Raw genomic sequence first — 15,794 nt, forward strand, 5'->3', positions numbered from 1 at the left:
AGGATGGTCTTCTTGGGAGCTACATGCGGTTGCCGGATGGGGTATCGAACAGCGAGGCGCGAGCGGGATCAAAGCCGATCCGGATCGGATCGCCGTTGCGCAGCGTCTTTTCCGCCTCGACCCGGAAGGAGAAATTGCGCCCGCCGAGTTTCGTCCACACCAGCGTATCGGAGCCCATCGGCTCGACGATTTCCACGGCGGCATCGGTGGCAAAGGGCATGGAGTTCGCGGCCTCGCCAAAGGCAACGTGCTCCGGCCGGATCCCGAACACGCAAGGCCCGCTCTTGGTGCCGGCGCCGTCGAAGCCGTAGCGATCGAGCGGTATGGTCAAATCCCCGGTCTTGAACACCGCCGTCGTGCCAGCCTCCAGCTGCCCCTCGACGAAATTCATCGCCGGCGAGCCGAGGAACCCTGCAACGAACCGGTTGACCGGACGGTTGTAGATGGTCTGCGGCGCGTCGAGCTGCTGGATGACACCGCCCTTCATCACCGCGATGCGATCGGCCAGCGTCATCGCCTCGATCTGGTCGTGGGTGACGTAGATCATCGTGTTCTGCAGCTTGCGGTGCAGAAGCTTGATCTCGACGCGCAACTCCGAACGCAGCTTGGCATCGAGATTGGACAGCGGTTCGTCGAACAGGAAGACATCGACATCGCGCACCAGCGCCCGCCCGATCGCCACGCGCTGGCGCTGGCCGCCCGAGAGTGCCGCCGGCTTGCGCTGCAAAAGCGGCTCGATCTGCAGGATCTCGGCGGCACGCGCGATGCGCTTGGCGATTTCGTCCTTGGCGATGCCGGCGACACGCAGCCCGAAGGACAGGTTCTTCTCCACCGTCATCTGCGGATAGAGCGCATAGGACTGGAAAACCATGCCGATGCCGCGGTCCTTGGGCTCTTCCCAGGTGACGTTCTTGCCCTTGATGAAGATGCGGCCTTCCGAAATGTCGAGCAGGCCGGCAATGCAGTTGAGCAAGGTCGACTTGCCGCAGCCGGAAGGTCCGAGCAGCACGATGAACTCGCCTTCGGCGACATCGAGGTTGAGCGTCTGCAGCACCGAGACCGCGCCGAAGTTCAGCGACAAGTCCTGGATCGAAACGCTGGTGCCGTTCGCCGCCATCGCCATCACCCTTTCACCGCGCCGGCGGCAATGCCGCGCACGAACAATTTGCCGGAAATGAAATAGACGACCAGCGGCACCAGGCCGGTCAGGATGGTGGCGGCCATGTTGACGTTGTATTCCTTCACGCCCTGCACCGAGTTGACGATGTTGTTGAGCTGCACCGTCATCGGATAGGTGTCGGGACGGGTGTAGACGACGCCGAACAGGAAGTCGTTCCAGATGCCGGTTACCTGCAGGATGATGGCGACGACGAAGATCGGCAGCGACATCGGCAGCATGATGCGCAGGTAGATGCCCCAGAAGCCGGCGCCGTCGACGCGCGCCGCCCGGAACAGCTCCTCCGGCATCGAGGTGAAATAATTGCGGAACAGAAGCGTCAGGATCGGCATGCCGAAAATGGAATGCACGATCACCAGGCCTGTAAGGCTGCCATAGAGGCCGATCTCGCGCAGGATGATGACGATCGGATAGATCATCACCTGATAGGGAATGAAGGCGCCGACGATCAGGATGACGAAGAATGTGTCGGCGCCCTTGAAGCGCCAGTTGGCCAGCGCGTAGCCGTTCACCGAGGCGATGGCGATCGACAGGATCACCGAGGGAACGGTGATGCGCACCGAGTTCCAGAAACCGCGCGAAAGCCCGTCGCAATTGAGGCCGGTGCAGGCCTGCGACCACGCCTTGACCCAGGGCTCGAAGGTGATCTCGAGCGGCGGCGAGAAGATGTTGCCGAGGCGGATTTCCGGCATGCCCTTGAGCGAGGTGACGACCATCACATAGAGCGGCAGGAGGTAGTAGAGCGCCACGACGATGAGCGTACCGTAGAGGAAAATGTTGCGGCGCGAGAACACGTGTCGCGGCTTCGGTCCGCTCGGTCCGGAGACGCCGGCTTGCGGGTTTGACGACGTGGCGGACAAGGAGACGGCATGGTCAGACACGCTTGCGGCCTCCGAATTCGAGATAGGCCCACGGCACGATGACGATCATCACCGACAGCAGCATCATGGTCGAGGCGGCAAAGCCCTGGCCGAGATTCTGGGCGAAGAACATGTAGTCGTAGACATATTTTGCCGGCACTTCGGAGGCGATGCCGGGACCGCCGCTGGTCTGCGCAACGACGAGGTCGTAGACCTTGACGATGCCGGACGCGATGATCACCAGCGTGGTGATGAAAACCGGCCGCATCATCGGGATGATGATGAAGAGATAGGTCTTCCACATGGGTATCCCGTCCACCCGTGCGGCCTTCCAGATATCCTCGTCGATGCCGCGCAGGCCCGCCAGCATCAGGCACATGATCAGTCCCGTGCCTTGCCAAAGCGCGGCGATCGATATGCCGTAGATGACGATGCTGGAATTGTAGAGCGGATTGAAGTCGAAGCTGGTCCAGCCCAGGCTTCGCACCACTCCCTGGACGCCGAAATCCGGATTGAGCAGCCACTGCCAGACAAGGCCGGTGACGATGAAAGACAGTGCGAAGGGGTAGAGGAAGATGGTGCGGAACGTGTCCTCGAAACGGATCTTCTGGTCGAGCAGGGCTGCCAGCAGAAACCCGATCACCAGCGAGAACACCAGTGAGATCACGCCGTAGATCAAGAGATTCTCGATCGAGATCAGCCAGCGCGGCGTCGCCCACAGCCGGTAATACTGGTCGAGCCCGACGAAATTCAGCCGCGGCAGGAGCTTCGAATTGGTGAAGGAATAAAGCACCGTCCACGCCGTGCCGCCGACGAACACCACCCCGGCGGTGAGCACCATCGGGATCGAGGCGATTTTCGCGTTGAGATTGCGGAAAAGCCGGTTGGGGCGTTCGCTGTTGCTCATCTCGGCAGCCTCGCTGGGACAATAAGAGCCTCACGCTCCCGACCCTCGATGGACAAGGGCCGGGAGCTGGCGGGGGCGCCTGAGATCAATCGGCGGAAGCGATGATGTCGGCGAAGCGCTTCTGCGCCTCTTCGAGGGTCATGTCGGGCTTGGCGAAGAACTCCGAGAACAGGTCCTCCTTCTGCTTCTGGCTGTCCTGCGAGAGCAGTTGGTCCGTCCACGGGATGACCGCGCCCTTGGCCAGGATGGCGAGGCCCTTCTTCATGCAGTCATTGGCCGCGGCGAGGTCGACGTCGCCGCGCACCGGCAGCGAACCCTTCTTGAGGTTGAAGGCGACCTGGGTCTTGGGATCGAGCAGGGTTTCGGCCAGTACTTCCTGCGCCTTGGCCTTGTCGGCATCCTTGAGCAGCGGGAAATAGAAGGCGTCGCCGCCCGTGGCGATGACCTCGTTCAGGCCAAGGCCGGGAAGACAGGTATAGTCCTTGCCGGCGGTCTTGCCGGCGACCTGGAACTCGCCTTGCGCCCAGTCGCCCATGATCTGGCCGCCGGCCTTGCCGGTGATGACCATGTTGGTGGCCTGGTTCCAGTCCTGCACATTGGTGTTCTTGGCCATCTTGCGCGCATCGTCGGCCGCCTTGAAGACCTTGGCGACTTCGGGACCGGCTGCGAACTTGGCGTCCTTGTCCTTGTAGACCTTGAGGAAGGTGTCGGTTCCGCCGACCGCGGCAAGCAGCACGTCGAAGGCGCCCGATGCCTGCCAGGCCTGCCCACCGACCGCGAGCGGCACGATGCCTGCCTTCTCCAGCGCCGGGGCCGCGGCCACATATTCATTCCAGTTCTTCGGCACCGGCACGCCGGCCTTCTCGAAGGCCGCGTTCGACAGCCACAGCCATTGCCAGGAATGGATGTTGACCGGCACGCAATAGATCTTGCCGCCGATCGTGCAACTGTCGAGCAGGCTCTTGGGCCGCACCACTTCCGTCCATTTGCCCTTGGTGGCGACATCGGTGAGGTCGCGCATCAGGCCGGCCTGCACCAGTTCTTCCGCCTGCCGGCCATGATTGAATTGGGTGGCTCCCATCGGATCGCCGCCCGTGATGCGGCTGATCATGATCGGCCGCGCCGTACCGCCGGACCCGGCGATGGCACCGTCGACCCAGTGATTGCCTGTGGCGTCGAATGCCTTGGCGAGTTCGGCGACCGCCGCCGCCTCGCCACCGGAGGTCCACCAATGGGTGACTTCCAGATCGGTCGCGGCCGCCGGCCCGGCAACGTTGAGCGCAACTGTCGCGGCAAAGGCAGCGGTCAGGAATTTGTATCGCATTTCGGCTTCCTCCCAGAAATCTGAAACGTTACAGATTTTCGATACGGCAATTGCGCCGATGGTGCAACCCCGGTCGTGCCGGTGACCTTACATTTTTTCGAAGCGCGAATAAATTCCTGGAGCTCACGGGCGTGCTGCACCGCAACACGTAGCGATTGCAGTGCAAAACGGTCAATTTGCCTGTAAAACTCGGCAAAGTCGCCGCCAGGACAGCCTTCACCTTGGATTCCCGGAGGAATCTGCCCGCCAGACATCCGTGACCATATTGGCGCACGACAAGCCGAGATTGGCAATCTGTAACGTTTCAGTATATTGCAACCACACAAGGCCTGAAATCACGCCGGATTGCGGATTGCGGCGATTGCCGACCCGGCCTGCGGCTGCTATGCGCCTGACGGGCGGGAAGAATGGACAAACAGCGGACGAAAAAAACCGAAGAGGCGTCGGCGCAAAAGCGGCCGACGCTGAAGACGCTTGCCTTCATGACCGGGCTCGGCGTCACCACCGTATCGCGCGCCCTGAAGGATGCCCCGGAGATCGGCGCCGAGACCAGGCGCCGCGTCCAGCTCGTCGCCAAGCAGATCGGCTACCGGCCCAACCGCGCCGGCGTGCGCCTCAGGACCGGCAAGACCAATGTCATCAGCCTCGTGCTCAACACCGAGCAGGAGATCATGAGCTTCGTCTCCGACATCATCTATGGCGTCACCGAAGTCATCGCCGACACGCCCTACCACCTGATCGTCACACCCTATTCGCGCTCGCAGGATCCGCTGGATCCGGTGCGCTATCTCGTGGAGACCGGTTCGGCCGACGGTGTCATCATCTCGCGCACGCAGCCGAACGATCCCCGCGCCCGCTACATGCTGGAGCGCGGCATTCCCTTTGCCACGCATGGCCGCACCGATATGGGGCTGGTTCATCCCTACCATGATTTCGACAACTACGCCTTCGCTGCCGAGGCCGTGCGCCATCTCGCCGGCATGGGCCGCCGCCGGCTCGCTTTGGTGACGCCGCCGGCCGGTTTGAGCTACTACCGCCATACGGTCGACGGCTTTGCCGACGCGCTGAGCGAAGTCGGCGCCAGCGAGGTGCCGTTCAACACCATCTCGATCGACCATTCGATCGAACAGATCAGGATGAGGACCGCGCAGCTGATGCGGCGCGATATCAGACCGGACGGCATTATCAGCAGCGCCGCCGCCGCGACGCTCGCCATCGTCGCCGGTATAGAGGATGCCGGCTTCAAGCTCGGCCGCGACGTCGACGTGGTGTCGAAGCAGTCGTCGGATCTGCTGCATCTGTTCCGGCATGAATTGCTGGTCGTCAACGAAGATTTCCGGCTGGCCGGCTCCGAGCTTGCGCGCTCGGTGCTCGGCTGGATCGGCGGCACCGCGCCCGGCTCGCTGCAGAGCCTGAGCGAGCCGAAGGGCGTTGTGGCCTATCGGCGCTCAGGCGACTAACGCGCCGCGCCGCTGCCCCAAGGGCCGTGGAACGCACCCTGCTCGCCGATGCGCTCGAAACCATGCGCACCGAAGAAGTCGCGCTGCGCCTGGATCAGGTTCGAGGTGCCGCGGCCCTGGCGATAGCTGTCGAAATAGGCAAGCGCCGAAGACAGCGCCGGCACCGGCGTCCCGGCTTCGGAAGCCCTCGCCACGATGCGCCGCAGCGACGGATGCGCCTCCTGCATCAAGCTGATGAAAGCCGGCGCCATCAGCAGGTTGGTCGAAGCGCCGCCACTGCTGAAGGCCTCGGCCATTGTGTCGAGCATTTGCGAGCGGATGATGCAGCCGGCGCGCCAGATCTTGGCGATGGTCGGCATCGGCAGGTTCCAGTTGAACTCCTTCGAGGCGCCGGCCATCACGGCAAAGCCCTGCGCGTAAGCAGCAATCTTGCCGGCGAACAGCGCCAGTTCGAGGTCTTTCAGCAGCGTATCCTTGTCGCCAGAAATTTTCGTCACGCCGATATTGCCATAGGCCTTTTCGGCTGCCTGCCGTTCGTCCTTGATCGACGACAGCACGCGCGCCGCCACCGCCGCCTCGATCGCGGTCGCCGGAATGCCGAGCTGCTGCGCCTCGATGACGGACCATTTGCCGGTGCCCTTCTGGCCGGCGCGATCGAGGATGATGTCGACCACCGGCTTGCCGGTCTTCGGATCGTCGGCGGCGAGCACCTTGGCGGTGATCTCGATCAGGTAGGAATTGAGCCGGCCCTTGTTCCAGTTGGAAAATACCGTGCCGATCTCCTTCGGCCCCATGCCCAGGCCATCGCGCAGGATACCGTAGATCTCGGCAATCATCTGCATGTCGGCATATTCAATGCCGTTGTGGATGGTCTTGACGAAATGCCCGGCGCCGTCCGTACCGAGCCAGGCGGCACACGGCTCGTCCTTGAACTTGGCGGAGATGGCGGTCAGCACCTTCTCGACACGCTTCCAGGAGTCTTCGGTGCCGCCGACCATGATCGACGGCCCATGGCGCGCGCCTTCCTCGCCGCCCGAGACGCCCATGCCGATAAAGGTCAAACCCGAGCCGGAGAGCTCGGAGAAGCGCCGCATCGTGTCGCGGAAATTGGCATTGCCGGCATCGATGACGATGTCGTTGGCCGACAGCACGCCGCGCAGCGCTTCGATCTGCTCGTCCACCGGCTTGCCGGCCAGCACCATGATGATGATCGGGCGGGGTGGCCGGATCGCCGCGGCAAGCTCTTCCAGGCTGTAACAGGGGACGACCATGTCCCTGAGCGCACCGGCATTCTCGACGAAGGCGTCCGTGCGTGCTTTGGTGCGGTTGAAGACGGCGATGCGGTGTCCGTGTTCGGCGATGTTCAGCGCCAGGTTGGAGCCCATCGTGCCAAGGCCGATCAGGCCGATTTCGGCTTTCTCCATCGTTTCTTCCCTGCTTTCGGATCGCTTTGTTGAGGCCGTGTTTTGCGGGCGATGATTGACGAGCGTTTCGGGCCGCGTCAACCGCCTCGCCGAATTGTGTTACAGCCGTACGCAGACGTTTCCCGTTCGACAATGGTATCACATCCGTGAGTTACGGCCTGATGTCGATCGGCGCCTCGATCTTCACCACGTCGAAGTCCGAGACCAATATGTCTATGCGCACCGTCCAGCGGCCGGGAACCGGGATGACGAGGTTGCCGACACGCCAGCTGCCGTCGCCTGGCTTGGTTGCCGCGCGCTTCAGCGGCTCGATGCCGGAGTCGCGCTTCGACAGCACCAGCGTCACTTCCTTGGCATCGAGCGGTCCGAAATCCCCGGTCATGATGATCATCGAGACGGAAACCGGCCCGGCATGGCCAGGCGTGATGCTGAGATCGGCCATCGCCTGCAGCGCGTGGATGTGGACCGAAACCGGTTGCGCCGCCGCGATCGCCAACGCCCGTGGCGGCGGTGTGAAGCGCCAGCCCGCGGCGACACCGAAGATCGCCAACACGATCAGCACTTCGACGCCGACCGAGCGGGTGAGCCTGCGTTGCACCTCGGTCGCGCCCGCCTCGGCCGAAGCGGTGAGCTTCCAGCGATTGACGGCGGCCAGCGTGAACAGGAAGACCAGCAGCGCGAGCTTGACCAGCAGCAGCCGGCCATAGGCAGTGTCGACCAGCGCCGAGGGCGTCCGCACCTGGATCACGGCCAACACGATGCCCGCCGCGGCAAGCAAGGCGACCACGGGCAGGATGGCCCATGAGAAGCGACGCAGGAATTCGACGGCGCCGGCCGCTTGACGCTTCAGCGCGAGACCGAGCGGCACCAGAGCGCCCGCCCAGAACGCGATACCGGCGCCATGCACGAAAACCAGCGGCCGTGTCAGCCATTGCGGCTCGGCCGCACTTGCGTGGCCGCTTGCGGCAAGTGCCGCGCCCACACCCGCCAGCCCGGCAAGGGCAAGTGGCCTGGCAGCCGCGCGCGGTGCGGCCAGCGACACCAGGCCAAGTCCCAGCGCTATCAGGGCGATCAGCACCGTCCAGCCGAAACTGGTCCCAAGACCGGTGCGCCAGACAACCGGCTGCGCCAGATGGGAGAGCGGCGCGCCGAGCGCATCGAGGCCTTGCAAGCCCAGCGACAGCGGCGCCGCCACCAGTCCGCACAGGATCGCCCCGGCAACAAAGCGCTGACCGGCACGGCCATCCCCGGCCAGCCAGGCAAGGGCGAAAGCGCCGCCAATGCCGAAGAAAAGACCTGCATAGAGAAGGACCTTGCCGATCCAGATCGCTGACCGCAGCGGCCAGTCGATCGCTTCGGAGACGTCCGGCGGCTCGCTTGGCGCACCTATGGAAAACAAGAGCGAGCCGCCGACCGGATGGCCGTCGGCGGAAATGACACGCCAGCTCAGCACATGCGTGCCCGATTTGAGCGCCCGCGGATTGTCGATCTCGACCGTCTGCTCGCTGAGGCGGAAGGATGTCAGCGCAACCGGCGTGCCGTCGGGCCTCACCAGCGTCAGCACCAGCGGCGAGACCGGCTCGCTGAAGGTCAGCGAGAACCGCGCCGGCGCCTGTGCCAGCACGGCGCCGTCGGCCGGGTCGGTCTTGATCAGCGCCGCATGGGCAAGGGCCTGGCTTGTCGAGGCCATGACGATGAACGCGATGACCATCGCGAAAAGCCAACAGGGCCAGCCGAATCGCTTGCTGGTCGTTGCGGGCCTTTGAAGTGGGGATCTCTCGTTCATGCTGTCGCCATGGAATTGGCGGCGCACCTTGCCGACAGGCGCGCCGCCAGAAAATCATTTCTTCGGCGTGAGCTTGATGCCGGGCGCCGGGTTCTCAAGCGCGTCCTCATCCTGTCCGGCCGCCGGAACCTCTATCCAGCGGGCGGCGGCATCGCCGCATTCCTGCACCACCGGGAAGTAGAGTTTCCGGCCGGCGGGCAAATCCGCCGTCAGCGTCGCCCGGAAGACGAACTCGTCGTAGAATTCATCCGGCAGATTGCCGCCGCTCCAGTCGATTTCCTTCACCCCGTCGGCCACCGCCTGGCCGTAGAGCTGGTACGACTTCTCGTACTTGCCCTTCTTGGTCTGCAGCGTCCAGCCAGGCTTGGGCATCGGCTTGACCGCGATCACCCCTTCCGGAATCTGCACGCGTACGGCGGTCGTCGCCTTGCCGTCGCAACCATGCGGCACGCGCAGCACTGCCTTGTAGGTCGAGCCGACCGCCGCCTCCTGGGTCTCGAGCGTGATGTGCGCGAAGGCGGCATTTGTCCCCAGCACGAGAAACGCGCCGGCCGCCAAAAGATATCTGTTCATGATGGTCCCTCTGATGTCGAAATTGGTGGATCGGCACGATCACACGATCAATTGGCGTGGTCGTCCATGCCACCCATTTCGCCCATGCCCTCGACGGCGAACTCGACGCTGACCTTACCGGCCTTCTCGAAGGTCAGTGTCGCGGCGAATTTTTCGCCCTGCTTGGGTTGCCGCTTCAGGCCGATGAACATCAGGTGATAGCCTCCGGGCGCGAGCGCCACCTTGCCGCCTGCCGGGATTTCCAAGCCACCGTCCACTGGCCGCATGGTCATGACGCCGTCCTTGACCCCCATTTGATGCAGCTCGGCCTTTTCGGAGACGTCGGAGGTAATCGACAGCAACCGGTCCGGCGTGCTGCCATTGTTGGTGATGGTGAAATAGCCGCCGGCCACCTTGGCGCCGGTCGGCGTGGCACGCGACCACGGATGCCCGATCTCGAGATCACCGAGTTTGAATTCATGCGCTAGGACAGTCTGGACGCCGCCGAGCATGATCACGAAAGCCAGGGCGGCAACGCCGAAACGTTCCTGGACGCGAGACAGAATGCGGCTGAACAAAGTGCCCACCGCGAGAGGGAAAGAATGGGACATGGTTGCTCCATGACGTGGTGATCGCGCCGTCGCCGGTCGCGAATGGTTTTGATCTTGGATGAGTACGCTCGCGAAAGGTTCCGCAAGCAAGCAGGCTCAACCCGCCAGCGGCGGCGCGCGCGGGTTCGACGGGAAGCGTTCGCGGGCGAAGTCGAGATGCGTGGCCGCCGGGAAGACAAAGGCGACGGTCTCGAAGGAAAAGGACGCAAGTGCAAGCCCGGCATCGGGCGGCGGCGCATAGGCCGGCGAAAACATGCTGCAGCCAAGTGTGCAGCAGGCCGGCAGGTGGGACGGATGCTGGTCGCCGCCGGGAAGCTGGGAGGCGCCGTCGTGGGTACAGATGACGTTGCCGAAGGCGTCGAGCTGCGCGGCACTCGACACGGTGCTGAAGGCGAACGCACCAAGTGTCGACTGGAGCAACAGCAAATAGGCCGCGACAAGCGCGACCGGAATGCTCCACCGTCTCCCCGGGCCGATCAAGCCATCTGCCTCTTCAAACAATCGATGACGATACCTAGCACGGCCGAGACAGGTCGAAAATCGCCAATTCGCTGCTGCGGCAACGCGGCAGGATCAGCTCTTTTGGGGTTGCCGGCTTTCCGGGATCGAGGTCAGCAATGTCTGGCGTGCCGACTTCAGATGCTTGCGGCAGGCTGCATCGACCTTGCCGAGGTCGCGCGACTTGAGTGCCTCGATATAGAATAGATGCTCGCCGATCGCGACTTCGTTGCGCTCGCGTTCCTGCGCCTTGTTCCACTGGTAATGGTAATGGAAGATCATGGCGATGACGTCGTAGAAATCAACGATGAAGCGGTTGTGCGATGCGCGATGGATGAGCCGGTGGAAGCGCTCGTCCAGCTCCGAGAACTCATTGAAGCGCGTTGCGATCTCGCGCGCCAGAGCGCGGTGTTCCTCCTCCAGCCGGTCGAGATCCCCCCAGACCGGACTATCCCGCGGCAGCGCGGTGAACGCGGCGGCCGAGCGCAATTCGAATATCTCGCGGATCTCGGTCAGTTCCAGCGCGAAGGCGCGTGTAAAACCTTTCAGCACCCAATGGCTGTTGCGGCGTTTCTCGATCAGGCCGAAACGGGAGAAGCGGATCAGGAACTCGCGCACGCTGGTGGTGCCGACACCGATCTCACGCGCCAGTTCGAGCTCGTTGATCTGCATGCCGGCCTCGGCGCCGCCGGCAAGCAGCCTCCGCATGAACGACCGCTCGATGATCTCGGCCAGTGTGTCGGTCTCTTCCTCGGGGAAGAAATCGTCGGGATGCGGGTCGCGCAGCACCGTCTTGGCGCGCTTGTTCCAGGCGATCAGCCCGGTTTCCTCCATACGCGCCAGGATGCTGCGCACGGTCGTGCGGCTGACGCCGAGCAGCGCGCCCAGCTCGGGTTCCGACGGCAGGCTGCGCGTCTCGTCGAGCAGCCTGAGGCACCGGTTGTAGGCATCCTTGTAGACGTTGTTGCTCTTCGACATCCCTGACCCATTCATCCCCGCGCTTGCGGCGGCCGGCTTGAAGCGCAATATGATCTTCCCAGGACCCTGAAAGCAGGAATCGCTTTCACTGGGCCAGGCTCATTGTTTCCAGCGCCACCAAGGGCCGACCCGAGCGAAAAAACAATTGACGCAAAACTGTTTTTTCACGATAAAAGACATTATCTCTTAACAGGCGCGTGTCAATCCGCGCATCCCAGGATCACCCAGGAAACGCCCGTGAACGCCTCGAACACCATTCTTCTATCTCCCGCCGACAATGTCGCCGTTGCCAATGGCCGTATCGAGATCGGCACCACGCTGCCGGGCGGCGCGCTCGCTGCCGCCGTCATCGAGCCTGGCCACAAGGTGGCGATCAAGCCGATCGCCGCGGGTGAAGCCGTGGTCAAATACGCCCAGGCGATCGGCCGCGCCACACAGGACATCGCGCCGGGCGAGCACGTCCATTCGCACAATCTGGTTTTCGAGGCCGGCCGGCTGCCGGTGGTGCCGCCGAGCGAAGCCGAGCACGCAACCGAAGCTGACCGCGCCCGCACTTTCATGGGCTATCGCCGAGCCGATGGCCGCGCCGGCACGCGCAACTTCATCGGCATCATCGCCAGCGTCAATTGTTCGGCCACCGTCTGCCATTCGATCGCCGACACGGCCAACAGGACCTTGCTGCCGAAATATCCCGGCATCGATGGCTTCGTGCCGATCGTCCATGGCCAGGGTTGTGGCATGAGCGGTACCGGCGACGGCATGATGGTGCTGCACCGGACCTTGGCCGGCTATGCCCGCCATCCGAATTTCGGCGGCGTGCTGATGGTCGGCCTCGGCTGCGAGGTCAACCAGCTCACCCTCTACGGCCAGAAGGGTGCCGCCGCCGGCAAGCGCCACTTCAACATCCAGGATGCCGGCGGGTCGCGCAAATCGGTGGAAAAGGCGATGGGCGTGCTGGCCGAGATATCAGAGGAAGTCGGCCAGTTGAAGCGCGAGCCGATTCCGGTCAGCGAGATCGTCGTCGGCCTGCAATGCGGCGGCTCCGACGGCATGTCTGGCATCACGGCCAATCCGGCGCTGGGCGCGGCGGTCGACATTCTCGCTGGCGTCGGCGGCATCGGCATCCTCTCCGAGACGACGGAGATTTATGGCGCCGAGCATCTGCTCGCCTATCGTGCGGCGACGCCCGAGGTCGCCAAGAAGCTCGATGGCTATGTGAAATGGTGGGAAGATCACGTCGCCAAGCATGGCGCCTCGATCGACAACAACCCCTCGCCCGGCAACAAGCGCGGCGGCCTCACCACCATCCTGGAAAAGTCGCTCGGTGCCGTCGCCAAGGGCGGCCAGACGCCGCTCAACGGCGTGTTCGGCTACGCCGAGAAGGTCACCGGCAACGGGCTGGTGTTCATGGACACGCCCGGTTACGACCCGGTCTCGGCCACGGGACAGGTCGCGGGCGGCGCCAATGTCATCGTCTTCACCACCGGCCGCGGCTCCTGCTTCGGCTGCCGGCCGACACCCTCGATCAAGGTCGCCACCAACTCGACCATGTATCACCAGATGGAAGAGGACATGGACGTCAATTGCGGCGTCATCGCCTCCGGCGAAAAGACCATCGCCGGCATGGGCCGCGAGATCTTCGAACTCATCGTCGAGACGGCTTCGGGCCGCAAGACCAAGAGCGAGGATTTCGGCTATGGCGACAACGAGTTCGTGCCCTGGCATCTCGGCGCGACACTCTGAAATTCAAGCAATATCTGATAAACTTGCCGGGCTGGACAACGGCCGGGAACGGGGAGGTTGTGCATGGAAAGACGCCGCATCGGCCAGACAGCGCTGGAGGTCACAGAGATCAGCTTTGGCGGCGCCGCGATCGGCGGCCTCTACCGCGCCTGTTCGCGCGAGGCGGCGATGGAAACGCTGCAAGGCGCCTGGGAGGCGGGCTTGCGCTATTTCGACACCGCGCCCTTCTACGGCTTCGGCCTGTCGGAGCGTCGCTTCGGCGGCTTCCTGCGCTACAAGCCACGCGATTCCTACGTGCTTTCGACCAAGGTCGGCCGCCTGTTCCGCCCGGTGCCGGAAGACCAGGTTCCCGACCACTCCTATGTCGATCCGCTGCCCTTCGCGCTGGATTACGACTATTCCTATGACGGCATCATGCGGTCGGTAGACTTCAGCTATGCGCGCCTCGGGCTAAACAGGATAGACATCCTGTATGTGCACGACATCGGCGTCTACACGCATGGTGTGGAGAAGACCAAGCTGCATTTCCGCCAGCTGATGGATGGCGGGCTCAAGGCGCTTGAGGAGTTGAAGCGGGCCGGTACGATTTCCGCCTATGGGCTCGGCGTCAACGAAGTCCCAATCTGCCTTGACGTGATGCGCCGGGCGCCGCTCGACTGCGTCCTGCTCGCCAGCCGTTATTCCTTGCTCGACCGCAGCGCGGAAGCCGAACTGCTGCCCCTGTGCCGTGCGCAACAGACGTCGCTGGTGATCGGTGGCGTTTTCAACTCGGGCATATTGGCGACCGGGCCGGTGCAAGGCGCCCATTTCGACTATCAGCCCGCCAGCCACGATGTGCTCGACCGTGTCGACGCCATGGAGAAGATCGCCGGCGAAGGCGGTTATCCGCTGCCGGCGGCCGCGTTCCAGTTTCCCTTGCACGAGCCAGCCGTCGCCACCGTGCTGACCGGCACGGCAAAATTGGCGAACCTGACGCGCAACCTCGAACTGCTCGATATCGACGTGCCGGAGACGGAATATGCCAAGTATCGTCCCTACACGGTGGTGCAGGAACTGGCTTGAGGCCCCGTACTTCGCGATGTCCATAGGGTCAGGGGCCGACTTCACAATGTCGCGATCCAGAAAAGAACGAACATTCCATATTGACTGACATATGGAATTAATATTCCATACGTTCTCGGAACGGAAACGGGAGCGCCTGACTACGACAAGGGAAGGAGCCGCGCTGGTAGGCGAGGCATTGTCAGGCCTTTGGAGGACTGACTGGAAACACCGCTTGCATCGGCTGGATCGATGCACTATCAAAACAGTGCAACTGTTTTTTATTGATAAAGTTCCGTTTGGGCCACGCCTATCCGAACGGAGCTAAACCTTCACCAGGCGACTTAGGGAGGAACCTAATGAAATTCGTGACCAGCCTTCTCAACCGCCGCGCTTTCGTGGCCCTGGCAGCAGCGTCGATGCTTGCCGGCGCGATGCATTCCGCGCCCGCCTCGGCGGCCGACGTGACCATTCCGATCATCGTCAAGGATACGACCTCTTTCTACTGGCAGATCGTTCTGGCCGGCGCCCGCAAGGCCGGCAAGGATCTCGGCGTCAATGTGCCGGAGCTCGGCGCCCAGGCTGAAACCGACGTCAACGGCCAGATCTCGATCCTCGAAAACGCCGTCGCCAGCAACCCGGCCGCCGTCGTCATCTCGCCGACCGAGTTCAAGGCGCTCGGCAAGCCGATCGACGAGGCGGCCTCCAAGGTCAAGGTCATCGGCATCGACTCTGGCGCCGACTCCAAGGCCTTCACCTCCTTCCTGACCACCGACAACGTCCAGGGCGGCCGCGTCGCCGCTGACGGTCTCGCCGCCGCCATCGGTGCCGCCAATGGGGGCAAGGTGGAAGGCAAGGTCGCGCTGATCACGGCGCTTCCCGGCGCTGGTTCGCTCGAGCAGCGCAAGCAAGGCTTCATCGAACAGATCAAGGCCAAGTATCCGGGCCTCGAGCTTATCGCCGACAAATACGCCGACGGTCAGGCCACCACCGGCCTCAACATCGCCACCGACCTGATCACCGCTAATCCCGACCTCAAGGGCATCTTTGCCTCCAATCTGATCATGGCGCAGGGCGTCGGCCAGGCGATCGCCGAGAACAACCTTGCCGGCAAGGTCGGGCTGATCGGCTTCGACAGCGACGAGAAGCTGATCAAGTTCTTGAATGATGGCGTCATCTCCGGCCTCGTCGTCCAGGACCCGTACCGGATGGGCTACGACGGCATCAAGACCGCACTCGCCGCGTCGAAGGGCGAGAAGGTCGAGGCGAATGTCGACACCGGCGCGAACCTCGTTACCAAGGCCAATATGAAGGATCCCAAGATCGACGCGCTGCTCAACCCGAAGCTCAAATAAGCAGCGTCGCGACAATCGTTTCCGGGGCGGCGTCGCCCCGGAAACATCCATCGGACGATTTGGAAATTCGCCTGCGTG

General features: G+C 63.3%; 14 protein-coding genes. 4 read left to right on the forward strand and 10 right to left on the reverse strand.

What is annotated here, in order from left to right; translation table 11 throughout:
* Positions 1-19 precede the first annotated feature (19 nt).
* From EN861_RS23400 to EN861_RS23415, 4 genes are all read right to left on the reverse strand, one after another.
* On the reverse strand, positions 20-1,117 hold the full coding sequence (locus EN861_RS23400) for an ABC transporter ATP-binding protein (protein ID WP_127277064.1): 1,098 nt from the start codon (positions 1,115-1,117) through the stop codon (positions 20-22).
* Between the two features lie 5 nt (positions 1,118-1,122).
* Positions 1,123-2,058 carry a carbohydrate ABC transporter permease gene (locus EN861_RS23405; RefSeq protein WP_127277058.1) on the reverse strand — a complete coding sequence of 312 codons (936 nt, stop codon included), beginning with the start codon at positions 2,056-2,058 and terminating at the stop codon, positions 1,123-1,125.
* On the reverse strand, positions 2,051-2,944 hold the full coding sequence (locus EN861_RS23410) for a sugar ABC transporter permease (protein ID WP_127277056.1): 894 nt from the start codon (positions 2,942-2,944) through the stop codon (positions 2,051-2,053). Before EN861_RS23410 ends, EN861_RS23405 begins: the two co-directional genes overlap by 8 nt.
* An 85-nt stretch (positions 2,945-3,029) precedes the next feature.
* The gene (locus tag EN861_RS23415; protein ID WP_135865786.1) at positions 3,030-4,268 is read right to left on the reverse strand and encodes an ABC transporter substrate-binding protein; all 1,239 of its coding nucleotides are present in this window, start codon (positions 4,266-4,268) and stop codon (positions 3,030-3,032) included.
* 407 nt (positions 4,269-4,675) lie between these two features.
* Between EN861_RS23415 and EN861_RS23420 the strand changes: the two genes are divergently transcribed.
* Positions 4,676-5,728, forward strand: a complete 1,053-nt coding sequence (locus EN861_RS23420) for a LacI family transcriptional regulator (RefSeq protein ID WP_127277052.1) — start codon at positions 4,676-4,678, stop codon at positions 5,726-5,728.
* Here EN861_RS23420 and gndA read toward each other — a convergent pair.
* The 6 genes from gndA to EN861_RS23450 all read right to left on the reverse strand — a co-directional run bounded on the left by gndA (position 5,725) and on the right by EN861_RS23450 (position 11,577).
* On the reverse strand, positions 5,725-7,152 hold the full coding sequence (gene gndA, locus EN861_RS23425) for an NADP-dependent phosphogluconate dehydrogenase (RefSeq protein WP_127277050.1): 1,428 nt from the start codon (positions 7,150-7,152) through the stop codon (positions 5,725-5,727). The genes EN861_RS23420 and gndA overlap by 4 nt on opposite strands.
* Before the next feature lie 151 nt (positions 7,153-7,303).
* Entirely contained in the window at positions 7,304-8,863 is a 1,560-nt protein-coding gene (locus tag EN861_RS23430) for a copper resistance CopC/CopD family protein (protein WP_135865787.1), read from the reverse strand.
* A 129-nt stretch (positions 8,864-8,992) separates the two neighbouring features.
* Entirely contained in the window at positions 8,993-9,511 is a 519-nt protein-coding gene (locus EN861_RS23435) for a YcnI family protein (protein WP_135865789.1), read from the reverse strand.
* 47 nt (positions 9,512-9,558) lie between these two features.
* Positions 9,559-10,101 carry a copper chaperone PCu(A)C gene (locus EN861_RS23440; RefSeq protein ID WP_135865791.1) on the reverse strand — a complete coding sequence of 181 codons (543 nt, stop codon included), beginning with the start codon at positions 10,099-10,101 and terminating at the stop codon, positions 9,559-9,561.
* 96 nt (positions 10,102-10,197) lie between these two features.
* A complete protein-coding gene (locus EN861_RS23445; protein ID WP_135865886.1) occupies positions 10,198-10,554 on the reverse strand; it encodes a DUF2946 family protein in 357 nt (118 codons plus the stop codon).
* A 120-nt stretch (positions 10,555-10,674) separates the two neighbouring features.
* Positions 10,675-11,577: a GntR family transcriptional regulator gene (locus EN861_RS23450; protein WP_127277044.1), complete on the reverse strand. Its 903-nt coding sequence runs from the start codon at positions 11,575-11,577 to the stop codon at positions 10,675-10,677.
* Positions 11,578-11,814: 237 nt separating this feature from the next.
* Between EN861_RS23450 and EN861_RS23455 the strand changes: the two genes are divergently transcribed.
* From EN861_RS23455 to EN861_RS23465, 3 genes are all read left to right on the forward strand, one after another.
* Positions 11,815-13,320 carry an altronate dehydratase family protein gene (locus EN861_RS23455; protein ID WP_127872338.1) on the forward strand — a complete coding sequence of 502 codons (1,506 nt, stop codon included), beginning with the start codon at positions 11,815-11,817 and terminating at the stop codon, positions 13,318-13,320.
* Between the two features lie 63 nt (positions 13,321-13,383).
* Positions 13,384-14,382, forward strand: coding sequence for an aldo/keto reductase (locus EN861_RS23460; protein ID WP_135865793.1), 999 nt, complete (start codon positions 13,384-13,386; stop codon positions 14,380-14,382).
* Positions 14,383-14,720: 338 nt separating this feature from the next.
* Positions 14,721-15,716, forward strand: a complete 996-nt coding sequence (locus EN861_RS23465; protein WP_127872337.1) for an ABC transporter substrate-binding protein — start codon at positions 14,721-14,723, stop codon at positions 15,714-15,716.
* Positions 15,717-15,794 lie beyond the last annotated feature (78 nt).

Origin of the sequence: Mesorhizobium sp. M8A.F.Ca.ET.218.01.1.1 (genome assembly GCF_004791165.1) — a bacterium.
GTDB lineage: Bacteria > Pseudomonadota > Alphaproteobacteria > Rhizobiales > Rhizobiaceae > Mesorhizobium.